The sequence below is a fragment of the Rhizobium sp. N122 genome (assembly GCF_002211295.1).
Taxonomy (GTDB): Bacteria; Pseudomonadota; Alphaproteobacteria; order Rhizobiales; family Rhizobiaceae; genus Rhizobium.
Map to the genome: position 1 here is coordinate 1 of NZ_LOKU01000055.1, position 18538 is coordinate 18538.

Here is an 18538-nt window from a genome sequence, read left to right on the forward strand (position 1 = left end):
GCCCTGTTTCGAGATCTGCGGGAGCCGTGAAGGCTCGATCGCCAATTTGCGATGTTAACGTATACAACATCACAAAAAACACGATGTCAACGATTACATTTTCGTTGACGCCGGATTCGATCGGCGTAAGATGATTGAACACAAGGGGAATAGAGATGCGCTATTACGGCGAAATTTCTGGTGATCGGGTCATCGTTCTCATAGCCCTCGCGCTCGGTGTCGCCATGCTGTTGAACCTGCGCGCGGTTGCGACCTTTGTCGCACACGAGGGGAATGTTCTGAGCGAATTGCAAAACCGGCAGGCTGAAGCGAAGCTGGCGGCTTTCAGATATTACGTTCTTGGCGACGATAGCCAGGAGACGGCGGTTTTACACCGCTGAAGCATCCCGGGATCGCGCACGCCGGCAATCTGCCGGGGTACGCTGGAGCGCAGGCCGTGCCGCGATCACCCGAGGCGGTCAGGCATATCTCCTCCCTTGCCTTTGCCGTTCCTCGAAATGCTTCTTATCAAATCGGCTGGTTATCCCCCGCTGCAGCTACGCGCGGCTCGCGCAATCTTTTCCGGCGACGTCAGGATCGTCCGTGACAGCAACACGGCCTGGTCGGCACATGCCTCGAGTTCAGCTGGATCCCCCGACCATTCGCACCACGTACTTGCTGCATCAAGCAGCGCCATTATGGCGCGAACAGTGCGTTTGCTCGGAAGATATCCCATCTCCTCTGCTGCCGTTTCAAACAGGCCGGCACAAAGATCCAGCCAATAATCGATCTCATGACGAAATTCGATGTCCAGGAACCCGCCGATCCGGTCCATTCGGACAAGGAGATCCCATAGATCGCTTGCAGGATGTGAAATCTGCCGTTTTGCGGCTGTAACAACCAGGGCATCCCAGAACTCGTCGACGCTGCTTGTCTTGTCGATCGCGTCGAGAACGGCGTATCCCCAGTTGCTGTAGTGCCAGCGCAGCGACTCCGCGACGATTTCACTGCGTCCCTCGGGAAAATGAAAATAAATGCTGGAAGCTTTAACGTTGGCTTCCTTGGCGAGCAGCCGCATCGTCACGGCCGAATAACCTTCGAACGTTGCGAGCTTTAAAAACACCTCCAGAATTCGGCGCCGACCCGGGGTCAAGTCGGACCAATCGCGTTGATCCAGATGCTGCTTGAACAGATTGCGCGCGGTCATCACGCGAGGCGGAAGGCTCATTACATAATCCTTGCAGTGGCTGACGCAGTGAATGTCGCGGCATCGTTCAAGTCAACAGGTTGCGGTGGCGCAAGCACCACCGATTGCTGCGATCGATGCCAAACTTGTGAAGGCTCAGCACGTCAATGCTCGACCGAGCGGTCCTTCAGGTTTAGCTGCTGCCACGAACTCGAACATCAGAACGGGTCTCGCGCGGCCGTAAGCCATCCGCCATCCATCACATAGGCGCTTCCATGAACGTAATCGGCGTCGTCGCTGCCGAGAAAGGCCGCCAGTTTCGCGATTTCTTCCGGTTGGCACCAGCGACGTGCGGGAACTTTGCTGATTGCAAGATCCATATCGGGCGATGCGGCGTTGTGCTCCGGCAGAGCCAAGGGCGTTGCGGTGGCTCCGGGGCAAATCGCGTTCACGCGGATCCCGCGCGCGCCATATTCGAAGGTCATCTGGCGCGTCAAGCCGATCACGCCGTGCTTGGAAGCGGTATAAGCCGACCCGCCGCCGGCTGCGCTGAACCCGGACGTCGACGACGTGTTGATGATTGCACCTTTCCCCTGCGAAAGCATATGCGGAATGATGGCGCGGGCCATGAGGAAAGGCCCGGTAAGATTGACGGCCAGAACCCTGTTCCATTCCTCGAGGCTGACCTCGTGGGCAGGAGCATGCCCGTCCAGAATTCCCGCGTTGTTGCAAAGAAGATCGATTCTTTCCCAGCGCTCGATGATTGCTTTGACGGCGCTTTCGACGCTTCCGGCGTCGCTCACGTCTGCCTGCAGCGGATAGGCCTTATCCGGCGTAGAAAGTTTTTCGACCGTTTCGACAGCACGAGCCAGATTGATGTCCAGAGCGGCGACATAGGCGCCCCTGGATACAAATTCCCCGACCATGGCGCGCCCCATTCCGGAGCCTGCGCCTGTGATGACCACCACCTTACCGCTATAATTACTCACGACTGATGCCTTCCTTTTCTGTGTTTGGCGAGGGGCGGTTACCAGTCAGATGCACCGCCTGTTTTCCAATAGCTGCTTGAACAGTTCGTCGGGCCCAGCCCGATTATTGTGAGGCTTTCCGGATATTTTCGAGGATTGCCTGGTTGACGGTGGCGGATGCCTCCATTTGCGGCATATGGCCGGTGTCTGGCAGGATGCGCAGAGTGAGGTTTGCCGGGAGGGTGCCGGCGTCTGGGACGGGCACGATCTGGTCCTGTTCGCCCCAGATCAGCATGACGGGGCAGTTAAGACCGGCAAGCGGTTCGCGGATCGATAGCAACTGGCCGTCCTGGCCGGCGATGGTGTCGGCGATTGCCGTCAATGCCTCCGGCACGCCTTCGAGACGCTTGAAGCGCAGGGTTCCTTCGACCATGTCGTTGGTGATCTTGGCGGGATCGGCAAACAGCCGCTCGAGCACGTTCAGAAGCGGCCGGCGCCGTTCGGCGGCGATGAAGTCGACCAGGAAGTCGCGGCTCATCTGCCGGCTCAAGCCGACCGGCGCGATCAATGTCAGCGACGCCACGCGCGACGGCTGGGCGGCGGCGATCCGTGCGGCGACGGCGCCGCCGAAGGAATGGCCGACGAGATGGAGCCTGCCGGGCACGCGATCCTGGACCGCGGCGCTGACGGCCGAGACTATCTTGGCAAGCACATCACCGTCGACGGGCGACGAGGCGCCGTGCCCCGGCAGATCGACCGCGACCGTGCGGATCGTCTCGGCCAGCGGCGGCTGGTTGAACAGCCAGGTCGACAGATCGCCGCCGAAGCCGTGCAGGAACAGGACGACATCGTCGCCCTCGCCGGCTTCGAGCAGGTTGACCGTGCCGCCTTCGACCTCGACGATGCGCGGTGCTGCGCTGCCGGCGTCACCGCCCTCGCCCGCCCCCAGCCGGTCGGCATAGGTTGCGATGAAGGCGTCGATCTCTTCAGTGGTCGCGGCATCGTCGGTGATGACGCCGGCCAGGGCGCCGACCGGCGCCGTCGTGCCCTGCTGCAGCACGATGCGCCGCAAGGTGCCGCTTGCCGCCGCCTCCAGGACATTGGTGACCTTGGTCGTCTCGATCTCGAGGATTTCCTGACCGCGGGCGATGGTGTCGCCCTCATTGACCATCCATTGGGTGATCGTGCCTTCGGTCATCGTCATTCCCCATTTGGGAACGGTGACAGCTTCGATAAGCGACATGGGCTTTACCTCTTTACGATGGATCTGGCGGCCTTGGCCACGGCGTCGGGCGTCGGCACATAGACGTCTTCGAGATTGGGGGCGTAGGGAACCGGCGTGTGCGGCGCCGTCACGAGCTTGATCGGCGCCTTCAGCGCGTCGAAGCATTTGTCGGCAAACAGCGCGGAGATGTCTGTGGCGACGCTGCAGCGCGGATTGGCCTCGTCGACGATGACGATGCGGCCGATCCCTTCGGCGACATCGAGCAGGGTCTCCTCGTCGAGCGGCGAGGTGGTGCGGGGATCGACGACGCAGGCGGAGATGCCGTCGGCCGCAAGCTGGCGGGCCGCTTCCTCGGCGACGCCGACCATCCGTCCGATCGCCACGATCAGCACATCCTTGCCGTCGCGCACCACCCGGGCTTCGCCGAACGGGATGGTATAGGAGGCATCGGGCACCTCGCCGACGGTGTCGTAAAGCATCTTGTGTTCGAGGAAGATGACCGGGTCGTCGTCACGGATGGCCTGCAGCAGCAGCCCCTTGGCGTCATAGGGATTGGAGGGGATGACGACCTTCAGGCCGGGAATATGGGTGAAGATCGGATAGAGCGCCTGGGTGTGCTGGGAGCCGGAACGGCTGCCGGCGCCATAGGTGGCGCGGATGACGAGCGGGGTCTTGGCGCGGCCGCCGAACATATAGCGGAACTTGGCGGCCTGGTTCATGATCTGGTCGAGGCAGACGCCGGCAAAGTCGACGAACATGATCTCGGCGATCGGGCGCAGGCCGGTCAGGGCCGCGCCGGCGGCGGCGCCGATGAAGGCGGCTTCGCTGATCGGCGTATCGCGGATGCGCTCGGGCCCGAACGCATCGAGCAGCCCGCGGGTGACCCCGAACGGCCCGCCCCAGGCGTCCTTGACGCCGTTGGCGCCGGCGCCGCCTGTCAGATCCTCACCCATCATGATCACGCGCGGATCACGGGCCATTTCCGAATGGAGCGCCTCGTTGAGGGCCTGGCGGAAGGATTTCTTGGGCATGATCGTCGTCCTTACAGATACTTGACGTAGACGTCGGTGGTCAGAGCCGACAAGGGCGGGAAGGGTGCGGCGCGCGCGGCAGCGACGGCGCGGTCGATTTCGGCGTCAACCGCCCGATCGACGGCGTCGAGTTCGGCCGCCTCGAGCAGTGACACCTCGGCGACCCGTTTGCGGAAGTTGATCAGGCAGTCGCGCTCCCGGCGCATCGCCGCCTTTTCCTCCGGTGTGCGGTAGTTGTCGGGATCGCCGCTATAGTGGCCGTAATAGCGCGGCACATGGACGTGCAGCATCGTCGGCCCGCCACCGTTGCGGGCGCGGGCAACGGCTTGACCGGCCGCCTCATAGACGCTGAACACATCCGTCCCGTCGACCTCGATGGCGGGGATGTCGAAGCTTTCGGCGCGGCGGGTGAAGCTGCCGGCGGAGACATGCTCGTTGGCGGTGGCTTCGCCGAAACCGTTGTCCTCGATGACGAAGACGATCGGCAGCATCCAGATCTTGGCAAGGTTGAAGCTCTCGGACATGACGCCCTCGTTCATCGCGCCGTCACCGGCAAAGGCGACGGCGACGTGCCTGGTGCCGAGAAGCTTGGCGCTCAAAGCTGCGCCGCAGGTGATCGGCGCGCCAGCCGCGACGATGCCGTTGGCGCCGAGCATGCCCTTGCGCAGATCGGCGATGTGCATCGACCCGCCCTTGCCGCCGCAGGTGCCGCTCGCCTTGCCGAACAGTTCCGCCATCATGCTGTCGATGTCGACGCCCTTGGCGATCGAATGACCATGGCCGCGATGGGTGGAGGAGATGTAGTCGCCCTCGTCGAGATGCAGGCAGACCCCGACGGCGCTTGCCTCCTCACCGGCATAAAGATGGGTGTTGCCCGGAATGTCGCCGCTTGCCATCTCATCCATCACCCGCTCTTCGAAGCGGCGGATCATCCGCATGCTGCGGTAGACCTCGATCAGTTTGACCTGTGGTAGCTGCAAACCAGACATTGCTTCCCTCCTTTGTGATCTCTGCGGCATGTGTTGATGCGTGCCATTCGCACCGTCGTCGGCGCTGAAACGGCGGGCTGCGGTCGATCACCGCGATCAACCGCAGCCGGAACAACCCCTCCCTCTTGGGCAGGATGGGTTGTCGATACGGGTTCACCTGAAAAACTGCAGGAGCTCGCGCACCAGCGCGTCCGGTTGTTCTTCTGCCAGATAGTGGCCGCAGTTTTCGATCGCGGTTCCACGGACATTGGTCGCGATCTTCTGCAATTGTGCGACGAGGTCAGGCATGGAACCTTGATCGGCGCGCACGGCCAGGACCGGCATTTCAAGCTTTCCCTTGGCGGCAAGCTCTCGGTTTTGCTCCGCCGATAACGACACTGCGCGGTAATAGGCAAGGCCACCCTTCAGGCCGCCATAGAGGAAAACGCGCAGGTATTCGTCGAAGTCGCCTTCGGAAAACACTTGCGGATTGGCCGCTTTGCGTTGCAGGAACCAGTTGAGATAGATGTCCTCCCGACCTTCAATGAGCGCCTCCGGCAAGTCGGGGACGTTGTGAAAGGCAACGTGCCACGTGCGCCAGGCGACTTCGGGCGACCAGGGCAGAGCATCGGGAAGACTGATGCCGGGGATTCCCGTATCGAGAATGGCCAGCCCAAGAACGCTGTTTCCGTAAAGCGCTGCGTAGGGATAGGCGACCCAAGCGCCGATATCATGGGCGACAAGATAGTGCCGACCGGCACCCAATTTTTCGACAAGGCCTCGCACGATCTTGGCAATGCCTGTCGTATCGCAGCCGCCAACCGGGCGATCTGAATCACCTTGCCCGGGAAGATCCAAGGCAATGACCCGGTATTTGGCGGCGAGCGCCGGCAGGATTTTACGCCACGCGTACCAGCTCTGGGGGAAACCGGCGAACAACACGACCACCTCGCCGTCTGGACGCCCTCCGCTGACATGGTGCAGCCTGACGCCGTCGACCGTCGAGAAGCCCCGGTCAAATCCCTCGATGCCGCTCATCGGCCAATCCAGTCTTTCCACCATCGCAGTCTCCTTCTTTAGAAAACTCATTCTTGGGCGGATGACCGCATCAAAACGGCGCTCATCCGATTGTCGTTATCGCCCCGTCCTGGCCGACGAGAACCCATCCCGCTGCACGTCATCGGGCTGCGCGGGCGTGCTTCGCGGCCGTTTTCCAGTTCCCGATCGTCACGATGACAAGACACATGATCAGCAGGATCGAGAACACCGCGTTGACCGATGGCGTGAAGCCAAAGCGCATCTGGTTGAAAACCCAGATCGGCAGGGTCGGTGCTCCGCCCGACAGGAAAAGGGTTACCATGACATCGTCTGCCGAAAGGGTCAGTCCGAGAAACGCGCCGGCCAGGATCGTTCCCTTGATCATCGGAAACAGCACATGAACGAAGCTTTGCCAGCGGCTCGCGCCAAGATCCAACGATGCTTCCATGAGGCTGGGATCGAGCCGGCGAAGCCGAACGAGCAGCAGCAGAAAGGTCACCGGCATGACAAAGCTCATCTGTCCGATGACGATGCGGGTGATGCCTGAGGGAATTCCGAAGATCTCCGTTCCGAGAACCATCTCGATTCCCAGCACGACGCCCGGTGTGGCGATCGGAAGCGCGAACGCCATTTCATAGAAGCGGGCACCCTTCAGCTTGGCGTAGTGGACAATCAGCGCAAATATCGTTCCGACCAGGACCGATATGGCAACCACGCATGCTGCCACGATCACCGACCGCTGAGCCGCTTCGATCAGGGAAGCATCGTTCAGGAGCTGGTGGTACCAGTGCAGCGTCAGCCCTTCCAATGGAAGCGTTTGAAGGTTTGCCGAATTGAACGAGAAGAGGATGATGATGGCGAGCGGCGCATAGAGGTAAGCAATGGCCGCGATATAGCCGATCCCTCCCAAACGCCGGCCGAAGCCGGTCGAGCTTGCCCCGTTCGACGATGGGGACTGATCGCCTTCTCCGCCGACCATGACGCCCCGCACCGGGGTCAGGGCGATGATGATGCCGAGAAGCACCACGACGCTCAGCATCAGGGCAACGGCAACGGCAGCACCATAGGGCCAGTTGTTCGCAAAGCCGAATTGGGTCGAGATGACGACGCCCAGTGTGGTTCCGTCGATACCGCCGATCATTGCCGGTGTGACGAAATCGCCAACGGTCACGAGGAAGGCGAGCGAAAAGCCAATTGCCAGATTTCGGCGTGTCAGGGGCCATATCAGATGACGGAATGTCTGTAGCGCCGTCGCCCCTGAATCCTCCGAGGCTTCGATCAGATCGCTTGGGATCTTCTCGAAAGCGCCCATCGTGGAAATGAAGATAAAAGGCACCGAAATGTAGGCGAAGACGATGATGACGGAACTTGGGCTGTAGAGAAACGCCTCGGACGGAGCATCGAGGATCCCGCTCGACACCAGAAAGCCGTTGAGAACACCGGATTGGCCAAGGATGACGCGCCATGCAAAGATCCGCATGAGCAGGCTGATCCAGAGGGGCAGGACGATCAGCATCGTCAGAAGCGCTTTGTTTCGTTTGGCGACGCGCCCGACATAGAAAGCGAGCGGATAAGCGATGAGGGTCGCGAATATGCAGGCAAAGAAGCTGAACGAGAGCGTTCTGATCAGCAGGACCCAGAAGCCCGCCGAATTCCACATCCTCGAATAGTTGATCAGCGACGGCTCGAAGATGATGACGCCCGCCGAGCTCTTCAGGAAGCTTATTCCGACCAGAAGCACGTTCGGCAGGACAACGATCAGAAACAGCCACGCCAATACCGGCACGCTCGAAAGGCGAAAGCCCAGCGGAAAACGTGCATGCCGCGCAGCGGCGCGTGCGGGCAGTGCCGGTGCAATGATCTCAGTCATGGAAGACCTGCGTGTTTGCTGCATCGAAGGCGACCTTGACCGGCTGGCCCACCGTGAATGTCGAGTGGCGCACTGCCGGCACCGTGCCGATGAGATTGACGCCGCCGCAGCGGACGTTCACCTCGCAGTTGGTGCCAAGGAAAAGGACATCTTCCACAACGCCGGGAATGGTGTCGGGCGCCCCTTCTGTCTCGTCGGGCGCCCCTTCTGTCTCGTCGAGCGGTTTCACCTGTATCGCTTCGTACCTGATCGCCATCCGCGCCGTTCCGCCCTTTTTGGCAGTCAGTCCCGGAACCTTGATCCCCTCCACGCGTCCCACGAATCCGGTATTGGACGGTTCGAAATTGACGGCGACGAGATTGGAGCGGCCGACGAAACGCGAAACGAACTCGTTTTGCGGGGCAAAGTATATTTCGCGGGGGGTGGCGAGCTGGGCTATCTTGCCGTCCTGCAGGACGACGACGCGGTCGGACATCGACAGGGCTTCGCCCTGGTCGTGCGTAACATACATGAACGCGATGCCGAGTTCTTTCTGCAGAGCCACCAATGTGTGTTGCATTTGCTGGCGCAAGCGAAGATCGAGAGCGGCGAGCGGTTCGTCGAGAAGCAGAAGCCTCGGTCGCGATACGATGGACCGGGCCAGCGCGGCACGCTGACGCTGGCCGCCGGAAAGCTGGTGCGGAAGCCGGTCGGCAAACGTTGCCATTTCGGTAAGCGCCAGCGCTTCCTCGGCTTTCGTCCGCCGGGTCGGCTTCGCCTCGCCCCTCATCCGGAGCGGATATTCGACGTTTTCCCGCACCGTGAGGTGCGGGAAAAGGGCGTAGCTCTGGAACACGGTTCGGACATCGCGCTTATTCGGAGCGACCGAGTTGACCACCTCGCCTGCCATGACGATCTGGCCGGTATCAGGCTTTTCGAAGCCGGCCACCGTCCTTAGAATTGTCGTCTTTCCTGAGCCGCTCGGCCCGAGGATCGAAAAGAATTCCCCGGGTTTGACCGAGAAAGACACCTGGTCGAGCGCCGGTTTTTGGGCGCCGTCGTAGGTTTTCGAAACGCCGACGAGCGAAAGCACGGAGCCGGTTTCATGTATTCCCATTGTCGTTCTCCAGCTGGATTGCGGACGTCAGAGCGTGCCGGCCAGGAAGTCGTTCCAGAGCTGGATACGGCGTTCGACATTCTCGGGTTCTTTGAAGAAGACGAGATTGTCCTTGAAGCTCGGATCATCGGAGTCGAGAATATTGGTGTTCTTCAGCTCGTCTTCGGTCAGGCCCGCTTCGCGCGCCGCCGCCGGCGTCAAAACGCCGTTGCTTCCCGAAAACTTCATGAACCGCGCCTGCCACTTTGCCGACATCGTGTCGTTGAGGAATTTGTAAACGACGTCACGCTGTCCTTTCGGGGTGACATAGGTCCCTTCGATCCAGGCAGGCGTGCCTTCCTTCGGCAGGGAATATTTGGCGTTGAGCCCCTTCTTCTTGAGGATGTTGACGACGGTCACATTGTGGCAATAGCCGAGAACCGCTTCGCCCGAGGCATAGACGTTTGCGGCATCGTCGAAGCCGCGGGTGACCACGCGCACCTGGGCTCGCAGCTCGCGCAACGCATTGGTGACGAGGGTGAACTCGTCCTCGGTCAAATTGAACGGATTTTTCGCACCGACATATAGCGCGACCATGGGGATCGTGACAGTTGCGTCATCGAATATCGTGACTTTCCCCTGATAGGTCTTGTCCCAAAGGGCGGCCCAGGTCGTCGGCGCAGACTTGATCGCATCGGCGTTATACTGAAGGGGCTGCGTTCCCCAGTGCAGGGGGATGCCCATCAGGGCGCCGTCGACCGTCAGCGGCTCGCGCCAGTTCAGCCCGGGCAGGATGTTGGAAATATTGGGGACCTTCGAGACTTCGAAGGGAGCGATCTGGCCCGCCTTTTTCAGCCGGCCCGCCGTCGAGGCCTCCGAATAGATGACATCGGGCTTCACGGCGCCGGACTGAAGCTGGGCGAATACCTCGTCGAGCGAGGAGATGATCACCGGCTTGATTTCGGTCCCGTTGGCTGCCTGCCACTCCGCGATCCAGTCCGGTTCGTCATAGGTCTCCCACGTCAGCAAAGTGATTGGCTCTTCCGCTGCCCATGCGCTGCTGATGACGGCCGGGGCAAAGAGAGACGCTGATAAAGCCGCGCCCCCGAACTTCAAAGCCTGGCGGCGGGTGATGGATAGAGATATTTTGCCGGTCATTGCTGAATCCCTTCTGACAAGTTTGAAACAGACTGCAGAAGGGGCGTTGCGCGCCACCACTGCTCCCCTAGGTTTATTGATCGACCTAACGTTCGTTAGGCTGATGAGGAAGTATTGCTCCGTATTCGACGCCTGTCAACCACGTAAAATTAGGTATATGTAATTGTTTTTGCTTGGAAATTTATCGCGCCGACGAGCTCTCCTCAGATCGTTTGAAATGAGAATTGCAGTGGAGCTGGATCGCGGTTTCGAGCACTCGGGGCTACGGACGAATTCGAAGATGACAATTCGTCTTAGCTTGCGGCAATCGCCGCCATTCCCGGGAGTGATGACACGAATGACCTCCCAATCATGGTGTTTCAGCGCCGATTTTCCTGCCGGACCGCCCTGAGGTCAAATCGTCGTTGGCGATGGAGTCTGATAACGCAGTTCTATCAGCTGCGCCGGAAACGGTCGGCTTCAACCCACCAAGAGCCGCTCCCGCATACGTTGCGTGATCAGCAGAATCTATCTCGGGTCATCTAATATGGAGATTTGACGAAAGGCTCCGAAATCGCGAGTTCTTGCACATGTGTGTGCATGAGAACAGGGATGCTTGGTGATGGACAGGCTTGAAACGGTGGATCGTCAGCCGGAGCAGATTCGCCACGATGTCAGGACTGGCGCGATCGCGGGGCAGACTTCCGGGTTGGCCCCAGGTTTTGCGCAAGGAAACCTGGTGATCCTGCCAAAGCAGTGGGCGACCGATTTTCTGAGGTTTTGCCTGGAAAATCCCAAGCCATGCCCGTTGCTCGCCGTCGGAAATCCCGGCGATCCGTCTCTCGCCAACGCCGGTAGGAACATCGACATCCGGTCCGATGTTCCGAGTTACCGGGTTTTCCGCAACGGGCGGCTGGTGGAGGAGATCGCCGATATCCGCCACATCTGGCGGGATGATTTCGTTTCCTTCTTGATCGGCTGTTCGTTTTCTTTCGAGTGGGCGCTCTTGAACGCGGGCATTGGCGTTCGTCATATCGAACTCGGTTCGAATGTACCGATGTACAGGACGAATATAGATTGCGTATCGGCTGGCCCGTTCTCCGGGCAGTTCGTGGTTTCGATGCGACCGATGAAGCCGGCCGATGCCATAAGGGCGATCGAAATTACAGCGGCAATGCCGCAGGTCCATGGGGCGCCGGTGCATTTCGGTGATCCCCTGGCGATCGGGATCAGCGATCTTTCCCGTCCCGACTTCGGCGACAGCGTTCCGGTCAAGGAAGGTGAAGTGCCTGTCTTCTGGGCGTGTGGTGTCACGCCGCAGGTGGCTTTGGCGGAGGCCAAGCCGCCGATTGCAGTGACTCACAGTCCTGGCTGCATGCTGATCACGGATATCCGCGACGAGGATCTTCTGAACGGGACGTTCCGGTTCGAGGCGCCAGCCCTATAGTGTCGAGAATCGCTCCTACGACACCGGCAGGGAGATTGCCTATCCTATCGCCGAGGCAGCTTGCATCCGGTCTCATAGTCGTCAATGGTTAGCCGGTCGTTGGACTATTGAGAACAGGCGGGCCTGATGATTGACCTGCGCACCTTGGAAACCTTCTGTATCGTGGCTCAGACGGGCGGTTTCCACCGTGCCGCCGAAAAACTCCATACCACGCAGCCGGCTGTTTCCGCGCGCATTGCGCAGCTTGAACAGGAGCTCAAGGTGCGGCTGTTCGAGCGTGACAAGCGCGGCAGCCGTTTAACAGCCAAAGGGCGTGAAATTCTGAAATATGCAGAGCGCATGCTGGCGCTTCGGACCGAAATGGTGCTTTCCGTCGCCGGCGCAAATGCCTTGGAGGGGAGCGTGCAGCTCGGTGTCTCGGACACCATCGTCCACACATGGCTGCCGGAATTGCTGAAGCGACTGAACCACGAATACCCGTCCATCACTCTGGAGATCAATGTCGACGGGTCCGCCAATCTCGCAGCCGCTCTTCAGGAAAACAGCATCGATGTCGCCTTCCTCATGGGGCCGGTGATTTCAGGGAACGTCGCCAATCTGCCGCTTTGCGAATATCCCCTGAACTGGGTGGTTCCGGCGGATTTTCCCTTGGGGCCGCAGGCCGTGACGCTGGAGGAGCTCACGGCATTTCCGATCATCACCTTTGCAAGGCAGACCCAACCTTTTCGGGAACTCACGGAGCTTTTCAACAAGGCACATCAGCAGCGCGTCCGCCTGTTTCCGAACTCCTCGCTGTCTTCGATCGTTCGTATGACGCTTGATGGTATTGGAATTGCCGCCATACCTGTCGAGGTCGTCTCGGATCACCTCGCAAGCGGCAAGCTGCGGGTGCTGACGACTGTCGGCCACACAATGCCGACCATGGCGTTCACGGCAAGCTTTATCAAACGTCCGGAAACGCACTTGAATGGCGTCGTGGCCCAGCTGGCGCAGAAAGTTGCGGGACATTACGGACTGGTTTCGGGTGGTCCTCCAGCCGAAGACCACCCGATCGATACCGATTGATCGGGTGTGGCTTTGCCACGTGCAGCCCGTGGCAGTCCTTGCGCCGGGAGCCTGTGGGCCGGGTCAGGAGATGCGCTTGTACTTGTCCAACTTGACCGACTGGATCCATTGACCGGCGCGGGCGCCGAACGCCTTCATTGACTCGGTATTGTTGTGGACTTCCAGCGATTGCTCGTCCTCCCAGATCTCGTAGAAGACGAACTCGCCTGGGCGCTCCAGCGATTCATGGAGATCATACTGGACGAATCCCGGCTCTGTTTGCGCGATCGGGATCAGGGTGAGGAGCGCCTCGCGAAGCTGCTCATGCTTTCCTTCGTGCGCCGTTACCGTGGCAACAACAACAAGCTTATCTTTCATTCCGCACCTTCCTTTCGATAATGAGAAAACGTGTACGACCACCGCTGCCGTTGGATGTCAGCCCAGTTCGATCGACACGTGGGTTTTGATCGAATTTGCGATGAAGCATCCTTTATGAGCCCGATGATGCAGTCGAGACAGCGTTTCGCGATCGGGCTGTTTCTGGGAATTAAAGGATGTTTTGGGATGGAGAATGATATCCGATACCCAGAAAGTTCCATCCGGGTTCTTCGATACCTTGCCGACGGCATCATCCTCGTAGCTGCTGACGATATAGCCGTTCCCCTCGCAGATCGCCAGGAAGTAGAGCATGTGGCAACTTGCCAGGGCGTTGACGAGAAGCTGCTCCGGATCGGCAAGATCGCTGTTTCCGAGATAGGCAGACGCGGCAGACACCGCCACCGAGACCTGCGCGCTGTATGTCGCCTTATGATCCCGACTGTAGGTTGCCGGCTGTTGCGCGTGCGGCGCTGCCTTCCATTCGAGGCGGATAGAGTGCTCAGACATGATATCATCCTGATTGTTCGGCTTGGGACGTATTCCCATTGCCAGCCATGGAAAGTTGGGGCGCTGCCGCTTCAATGGCGGCGGCGCCCCTGGTTCGAGCGTGTCAGGCACGCTTAACCAGCTTGCAGCACCGCCACCATCACCTCAGCAATGGCGATATCGGCCTCCACCGGCCCGCCCGAGGCGCCCACTCCTCCGATCACGGTCTTTCCGTCGCGCACCGGTAGGCCGCCACCGAAAACAACGAACGGCCGGCGCCCGCCGAGGGCATCCAGCCCGTAGAGCGCTGCCCCCGGCTGGACCAACTCCAGCCAGTTGCCGGAGGGCGAGCGCAGGGCCAGAGCGGTGTACGCCTTGCCCTGCGCGATTTCGACGGTCGACAGCGCAGCGTCGTCGGCGCGCAGGAAGGCAAGCAGATTGCCGCCGGCATCAACGATCGCCAGGGACGAAGGCTCTCCGAGCTCTCTTGCTTTGGCTGCACCGGCCTCAAGGGCTTTGAGAGCCGCCTCATGTGTAATCAACTTGATCATGTTCTCGCCTTTCTGTGCTTTCGACCGCTGCCCGCAATCAGTTGTAGATGCCGCCGTCGACGTTGATCGCCTGGGCCGTCACGTAGGAAGCCTCGTCGGAGGCGAGATAGACGAAGAGCGGCGCGACCTCCTGGGGCGTGGCTTGCCGTCCAAGCGGAATGACGATCGGGACCAGCGATTCCTGCTTTTCCCGACCCCCAATGAAATCGATGACCGGCTGGTTGAACGGCGTGTCGATCCATCCCGGGCACACGGCATTGACCCGGATACCGTCGCGCGCCAGTTCGATTGCGAGCGTGGTTGTGAGGCCGATGATCGCGGCTTTGGACGAGGAGTAACCGACCAGGCCGGGGGCGCCGCGCTTGCCGGCCAGCGAAGACATCATCACGATGGAAGACTTGCCGGTGGCCCGCAGATGTTTCACCGACTCCCTGGCGAAGATAAAATTGGCGCGGACATTGATGGTGAACACCTTGTCCCAGTCACGCGTGGAAAAGTCTTCGACCTTGCCGGAAAGCTGGATGCCGGCATTCAGGCAGAGCGTGTCCATCCCCTTCATCCAGGCGACCGACTGGTCGATTGCCGCCTTGATTTCGTCTTCCTGCGAAATATCCGCCTTGAAAAACCGAACGCGGTCGCCGAACCGCTTTTCGACTTCGCTGCCCTTGGCAGCGTCGATATCGACCACAGAAACGGTTGCACCTTCGGCAACAAAAGCCTCTAGAATGGCAAGGCCGATATTTGCTACGCCTCCGGTTAGGAGGACGCGCTTTCCTGACAAACGTTGAGACATGGATGTACTCCCGATTTGATGGTTAGGTTCGTTTTGTCGGGCCCAGCCCGATTATTGTGAGGCTTTCCGGATATTTTCGAGGATTGCCTGGTTGACGGTGGCGGATGCCTCCATTTGCGGCATATGGCCGGTGTCTGGCAGGATGCGCAGAGTGAGGTTTGCCGGGAGGGTGCCGGCGTCTGGGACGGGCACGATCTGGTCCTGTTCGCCCCAGATCAGCATGACGGGGCAGTTAAGACCGGCAAGCGGTTCGCGGATCGATAGCAACTGGCCGTCCTGGCCGGCGATGGTGTCGGCGATTGCCGTCAATGCCTCCGGCACGCCTTCGAGACGCTTGAAGCGCAGGGTTCCTTCGACCATGTCGTTGGTGATCTTGGCGGGATCGGCAAACAGCCGCTCGAGCACGTTCAGAAGCGGCCGGCGCCGTTCGGCGGCGATGAAGTCGACCAGGAAGTCGCGGCTCATCTGCCGGCTCAAGCCGACCGGCGCGATCAATGTCAGCGACGCCACGCGCGACGGCTGGGCGGCGGCGATCCGTGCGGCGACGGCGCCGCCGAAGGAATGGCCGACGAGATGGAGCCTGCCGGGCACGCGATCCTGGACCGCGGCGCTGACGGCCGAGACTATCTTGGCAAGCACATCACCGTCGACGGGCGACGAGGCGCCGTGCCCCGGCAGATCGACCGCGACCGTGCGGATCGTCTCGGCCAGCGGCGGCTGGTTGAACAGCCAGGTCGACAGATCGCCGCCGAAGCCGTGCAGGAACAGGACGACATCGTCGCCCTCGCCGGCTTCGAGCAGGTTGACCGTGCCGCCTTCGACCTCGACGATGCGCGGTGCTGCGCTGCCGGCGTCACCGCCCTCGCCCGCCCCCAGCCGGTCGGCATAGGTTGCGATGAAGGCGTCGATCTCTTCAGTGGTCGCGGCATCGTCGGTGATGACGCCGGCCAGGGCGCCGACCGGCGCCGTCGTGCCCTGCTGCAGCACGATGCGCCGCAAGGTGCCGCTTGCCGCCGCCTCCAGGACATTGGTGACCTTGGTCGTCTCGATCTCGAGGATTTCCTGACCGCGGGCGATGGTGTCGCCCTCATTGACCATCCATTGGGTGATCGTGCCTTCGGTCATCGTCATTCCCCATTTGGGAACGGTGACAGCTTCGATAAGCGACATGGGCTTTACCTCTTTACGATGGATCTGGCGGCCTTGGCCACGGCGTCGGGCGTCGGCACATAGACGTCTTCGAGATTGGGGGCGTAGGGAACCGGCGTGTGCGGCGCCGTCACGAGCTTGATCGGCGCCTTCAGCGCGTCGAAGCATTTGTCGGCAAACAGCGCGGAGATGTCTGTGGCGACGCTGCAGCGCGGATTGGCCTCGTCGACGATGACGATGCGGCCGATCCCTTCGGCGACATCGAGCAGGGTCTCCTCGTCGAGCGGCGAGGTGGTGCGGGGATCGACGACGCAGGCGGAGATGCCGTCGGCCGCAAGCTGGCGGGCCGCTTCCTCGGCGACGCCGACCATCCGTCCGATCGCCACGATCAGCACATCCTTGCCGTCGCGCACCACCCGGGCTTCGCCGAACGGGATGGTATAGGAGGCATCGGGCACCTCGCCGACGGTGTCGTAAAGCATCTTGTGTTCGAGGAAGATGACCGGGTCGTCGTCACGGATGGCCTGCAGCAGCAGCCCCTTGGCGTCATAGGGATTGGAGGGGATGACGACCTTCAGGCCGGGAATATGGGTGAAGATCGGATAGAGCGCCTGGGTGTGCTGGGAGCCGGAACGGCTGCCGGCGCCATAGGTGGCGCGGATGACGAGCGGGGTCTTGGCGCGGCCGCCGAACATATAGCGGAACTTGGCGGCCTGGTTCATGATCTGGTCGAGGCAGACGCCGGCAAAGTCGACGAACATGATCTCGGCGATCGGGCGCAGGCCGGTCAGGGCCGCGCCGGCGGCGGCGCCGATGAAGGCGGCTTCGCTGATCGGCGTATCGCGGATGCGCTCGGGCCCGAACGCATCGAGCAGCCCGCGGGTGACCCCGAACGGCCCGCCCCAGGCGTCCTTGACGCCGTTGGCGCCGGCGCCGCCTGTCAGATCCTCACCCATCATGATCACGCGCGGATCACGGGCCATTTCCGAATGGAGCGCCTCGTTGAGGGCCTGGCGGAAGGATTTCTTGGGCATGATCGTCGTCCTTACAGATACTTGACGTAGACGTCGGTGGTCAGAGCCGACAAGGGCGGGAAGGGTGCGGCGCGCGCGGCAGCGACGGCGCGGTCGATTTCGGCGTCAACCGCCCGATCGACGGCGTCGAGTTCGGCCGCCTCGAGCAGTGACACCTCGGCGACCCGTTTGCGGAAGTTGATCAGGCAGTCGCGCTCCCGGCGCATCGCCGCCTTTTCCTCCGGTGTGCGGTAGTTGTCGGGATCGCCGCTATAGTGGCCGTAATAGCGCGGCACATGGACGTGCAGCATCGTCGGCCCGCCACCGTTGCGGGCGCGGGCAACGGCTTGACCGGCCGCCTCATAGACGCTGAACACATCCGTCCCGTCGACCTCGATGGCGGGGATGTCGAAGCTTTCGGCGCGGCGGGTGAAGCTGCCGGCGGAGACATGCTCGTTGGCGGTGGCTTCGCCGAAACCGTTGTCCTCGATGACGAAGACGATCGGCAGCATCCAGATCTTGGCAAGGTTGAAGCTCTCGGACATGACGCCCTCGTTCATCGCGCCGTCACCGGCAAAGGCGACGGCGACGTGCCTGGTGCCGAGAAGCTTGGCGCTCAGGGCTGCGCCGCAGGTGATCGGCGCGCCAGCCGCGACGATGCCGTTGGCGCCGAGCATGCCCTTGCGCAGGTCGGCGATGTGCTGCGACCCACCCTTGCCGCCGCAGGTGCCGCTCGCCTTGCCGAACAGTTCCGCCATCATGCTGTCGATGTCGACGCCCTTGGCGATCGAATGACCATGGCCGCGATGGGTGGAGGAGATGTAATCGCCCTCGTCGAGATGCAGGCAGACCCCGACGGCGCTTGCCTCCTCACCGGCATAAAGATGGGTGTTGCCGGGAATGTCGCCCGTCGCCATCTCGTCCATCACCCGCTCTTCGAAGCGGCGGATCATCCGCATGTTGCGGTAGACCTCGATCAGTTTGACCTGTGGTAGCTGCAAACCAGACATTTGCTTCCCTCTTCAATTCGTTGAACGCCATTTTCTCTTGGCGGAATTTTTAAGCGCGGCCGGCGCTTCACGCTCTTGCTTGTTTTGATCGCCTGTATTGATCGATGACGACGGCAAGGACGATGATGGTTCCCTTGATGATTTCCTGGTAGTAGGAGCCGATCTTGAGGAATGTGAATCCTGAGGTGAT

19 protein-coding genes and 1 pseudogene are annotated in these 18538 nt (G+C 61.0%); 3 read left to right on the plus strand and 17 right to left on the minus strand.

Annotation, left to right across the window (positions count from 1 at the left end; all coding sequences use genetic code 11):
• The first annotated feature begins 155 nt into the window (after positions 1-155).
• Positions 156-380 carry a hypothetical protein gene (locus ATY75_RS27195; protein WP_088939910.1) on the plus strand — a complete coding sequence of 75 codons (225 nt, stop codon included), beginning with the start codon at positions 156-158 and terminating at the stop codon, positions 378-380.
• A gap of 140 nt (positions 381-520) precedes the next feature.
• Here ATY75_RS27195 and ATY75_RS27200 read toward each other — a convergent pair whose 3' ends face one another.
• From ATY75_RS27200 to ATY75_RS27240, 9 genes are all read right to left on the minus strand, one after another.
• Positions 521-1207, minus strand: coding sequence for a TetR/AcrR family transcriptional regulator (locus ATY75_RS27200; protein ID WP_088939911.1), 687 nt, complete (start codon positions 1205-1207; stop codon positions 521-523).
• 176 nt (positions 1208-1383) lie between these two features.
• Entirely contained in the window at positions 1384-2154 is a 771-nt protein-coding gene (locus tag ATY75_RS27205) for a glucose 1-dehydrogenase (protein WP_064843956.1), read from the minus strand.
• A 103-nt stretch (positions 2155-2257) separates the two neighbouring features.
• Positions 2258-3376, minus strand: a complete 1119-nt coding sequence (locus ATY75_RS27210; RefSeq protein WP_088939912.1) for an acetoin dehydrogenase dihydrolipoyllysine-residue acetyltransferase subunit — start codon at positions 3374-3376, stop codon at positions 2258-2260.
• 5 nt (positions 3377-3381) lie between these two features.
• Positions 3382-4389 (minus strand): alpha-ketoacid dehydrogenase subunit beta, encoded by a 1008-nt coding sequence (locus tag ATY75_RS27215; protein ID WP_088939913.1) that lies wholly within the window; start codon positions 4387-4389, stop codon positions 3382-3384.
• An 11-nt stretch (positions 4390-4400) separates the two neighbouring features.
• Positions 4401-5378, minus strand: a complete 978-nt coding sequence (locus ATY75_RS27220) for a thiamine pyrophosphate-dependent dehydrogenase E1 component subunit alpha (RefSeq protein WP_088939914.1) — start codon at positions 5376-5378, stop codon at positions 4401-4403.
• Positions 5379-5531: 153 nt separating this feature from the next.
• A complete protein-coding gene (locus ATY75_RS27225; protein WP_088939915.1) occupies positions 5532-6419 on the minus strand; it encodes an alpha/beta hydrolase in 888 nt (295 codons plus the stop codon).
• Positions 6420-6534: 115 nt separating this feature from the next.
• Positions 6535-8265, minus strand: a complete 1731-nt coding sequence (locus tag ATY75_RS27230) for an ABC transporter permease subunit (protein WP_088939916.1) — start codon at positions 8263-8265, stop codon at positions 6535-6537.
• A complete protein-coding gene (locus ATY75_RS27235; RefSeq protein ID WP_088939917.1) occupies positions 8258-9361 on the minus strand; it encodes an ABC transporter ATP-binding protein in 1104 nt (367 codons plus the stop codon). Before ATY75_RS27235 ends, ATY75_RS27230 begins: the two co-directional genes overlap by 8 nt.
• A 27-nt stretch (positions 9362-9388) precedes the next feature.
• Entirely contained in the window at positions 9389-10498 is a 1110-nt protein-coding gene (locus ATY75_RS27240) for an extracellular solute-binding protein (protein ID WP_088939918.1), read from the minus strand.
• 601 nt (positions 10499-11099) lie between these two features.
• Here ATY75_RS27240 and ATY75_RS27245 point away from each other — a divergent pair.
• Together ATY75_RS27245 and ATY75_RS27250 are read left to right on the plus strand one after the other, a co-directional pair.
• The gene (locus ATY75_RS27245) at positions 11100-11924 is read left to right on the plus strand and encodes a putative hydro-lyase (protein WP_088939919.1); all 825 of its coding nucleotides are present in this window, start codon (positions 11100-11102) and stop codon (positions 11922-11924) included.
• A 126-nt stretch (positions 11925-12050) separates the two neighbouring features.
• Positions 12051-12989, plus strand: coding sequence for a LysR family transcriptional regulator (locus ATY75_RS27250; RefSeq protein ID WP_088939920.1), 939 nt, complete (start codon positions 12051-12053; stop codon positions 12987-12989).
• 63 nt (positions 12990-13052) lie between these two features.
• Here ATY75_RS27250 and ATY75_RS27255 read toward each other — a convergent pair whose 3' ends face one another.
• The 8 genes and pseudogenes from ATY75_RS27255 to ATY75_RS35260 all read right to left on the minus strand — a co-directional run.
• A complete protein-coding gene (locus tag ATY75_RS27255) occupies positions 13053-13346 on the minus strand; it encodes a putative quinol monooxygenase (RefSeq protein ID WP_010031848.1) in 294 nt (97 codons plus the stop codon).
• 57 nt (positions 13347-13403) lie between these two features.
• Positions 13404-13964, minus strand: a complete 561-nt coding sequence (locus ATY75_RS27260; protein WP_245317646.1) for an OsmC family protein — start codon at positions 13962-13964, stop codon at positions 13404-13406.
• Positions 13965-13966: 2 nt separating this feature from the next.
• Positions 13967-14383 carry a heme-binding protein gene (locus tag ATY75_RS27265; protein WP_088939921.1) on the minus strand — a complete coding sequence of 139 codons (417 nt, stop codon included), beginning with the start codon at positions 14381-14383 and terminating at the stop codon, positions 13967-13969.
• Between the two features lie 37 nt (positions 14384-14420).
• Entirely contained in the window at positions 14421-15176 is a 756-nt protein-coding gene (locus tag ATY75_RS27270; RefSeq protein ID WP_088939922.1) for an SDR family NAD(P)-dependent oxidoreductase, read from the minus strand.
• Between the two features lie 51 nt (positions 15177-15227).
• Positions 15228-16346 (minus strand): acetoin dehydrogenase dihydrolipoyllysine-residue acetyltransferase subunit, encoded by a 1119-nt coding sequence (locus tag ATY75_RS27275; protein WP_088939912.1) that lies wholly within the window; start codon positions 16344-16346, stop codon positions 15228-15230.
• Positions 16347-16351: 5 nt separating this feature from the next.
• A complete protein-coding gene (locus ATY75_RS27280; RefSeq protein ID WP_088939913.1) occupies positions 16352-17359 on the minus strand; it encodes an alpha-ketoacid dehydrogenase subunit beta in 1008 nt (335 codons plus the stop codon).
• 11 nt (positions 17360-17370) lie between these two features.
• Positions 17371-18348 (minus strand): thiamine pyrophosphate-dependent dehydrogenase E1 component subunit alpha, encoded by a 978-nt coding sequence (locus ATY75_RS27285; RefSeq protein WP_088939923.1) that lies wholly within the window; start codon positions 18346-18348, stop codon positions 17371-17373.
• A 67-nt stretch (positions 18349-18415) separates the two neighbouring features.
• A pseudogene (locus ATY75_RS35260) lies at positions 18416-18538 on the minus strand (ABC transporter permease); the annotation flags it as partial.

What these genes read in the sequence shown, in the direction of transcription:
- ATY75_RS27240 (WP_088939918.1), bottom strand. Translation starts at nt 10,498, where the DNA reads ATGACCGGCAAAATATCTCTATCCATCACCCGCCGCCAGGCTTTGAAG.
- ATY75_RS27275 (WP_088939912.1), bottom strand. Translation starts at nt 16,346, where the DNA reads ATGTCGCTTATCGAAGCTGTCACCGTTCCCAAATGGGGAATGACGATG.
- ATY75_RS27230 (WP_088939916.1), bottom strand. Translation starts at nt 8,265, where the DNA reads ATGACTGAGATCATTGCACCGGCACTGCCCGCACGCGCCGCTGCGCGG.
- ATY75_RS27195 (WP_088939910.1), top strand. Translation starts at nt 156, where the DNA reads ATGCGCTATTACGGCGAAATTTCTGGTGATCGGGTCATCGTTCTCATA.
- ATY75_RS27280 (WP_088939913.1), bottom strand. Translation starts at nt 17,359, where the DNA reads ATGCCCAAGAAATCCTTCCGCCAGGCCCTCAACGAGGCGCTCCATTCG.
- ATY75_RS27220 (WP_088939914.1), bottom strand. Translation starts at nt 5,378, where the DNA reads ATGTCTGGTTTGCAGCTACCACAGGTCAAACTGATCGAGGTCTACCGC.
- ATY75_RS27200 (WP_088939911.1), bottom strand. Translation starts at nt 1,207, where the DNA reads ATGAGCCTTCCGCCTCGCGTGATGACCGCGCGCAATCTGTTCAAGCAG.
- ATY75_RS27250 (WP_088939920.1), top strand. Translation starts at nt 12,051, where the DNA reads ATGATTGACCTGCGCACCTTGGAAACCTTCTGTATCGTGGCTCAGACG.
- ATY75_RS27285 (WP_088939923.1), bottom strand. Translation starts at nt 18,348, where the DNA reads ATGTCTGGTTTGCAGCTACCACAGGTCAAACTGATCGAGGTCTACCGC.
- ATY75_RS27210 (WP_088939912.1), bottom strand. Translation starts at nt 3,376, where the DNA reads ATGTCGCTTATCGAAGCTGTCACCGTTCCCAAATGGGGAATGACGATG.
- ATY75_RS27215 (WP_088939913.1), bottom strand. Translation starts at nt 4,389, where the DNA reads ATGCCCAAGAAATCCTTCCGCCAGGCCCTCAACGAGGCGCTCCATTCG.
- ATY75_RS27245 (WP_088939919.1), top strand. Translation starts at nt 11,100, where the DNA reads ATGGACAGGCTTGAAACGGTGGATCGTCAGCCGGAGCAGATTCGCCAC.
- ATY75_RS27270 (WP_088939922.1), bottom strand. Translation starts at nt 15,176, where the DNA reads ATGTCTCAACGTTTGTCAGGAAAGCGCGTCCTCCTAACCGGAGGCGTA.
- ATY75_RS27235 (WP_088939917.1), bottom strand. Translation starts at nt 9,361, where the DNA reads ATGGGAATACATGAAACCGGCTCCGTGCTTTCGCTCGTCGGCGTTTCG.
- ATY75_RS27265 (WP_088939921.1), bottom strand. Translation starts at nt 14,383, where the DNA reads ATGATCAAGTTGATTACACATGAGGCGGCTCTCAAAGCCCTTGAGGCC.
- ATY75_RS27225 (WP_088939915.1), bottom strand. Translation starts at nt 6,419, where the DNA reads ATGGTGGAAAGACTGGATTGGCCGATGAGCGGCATCGAGGGATTTGAC.
- ATY75_RS27255 (WP_010031848.1), bottom strand. Translation starts at nt 13,346, where the DNA reads ATGAAAGATAAGCTTGTTGTTGTTGCCACGGTAACGGCGCACGAAGGA.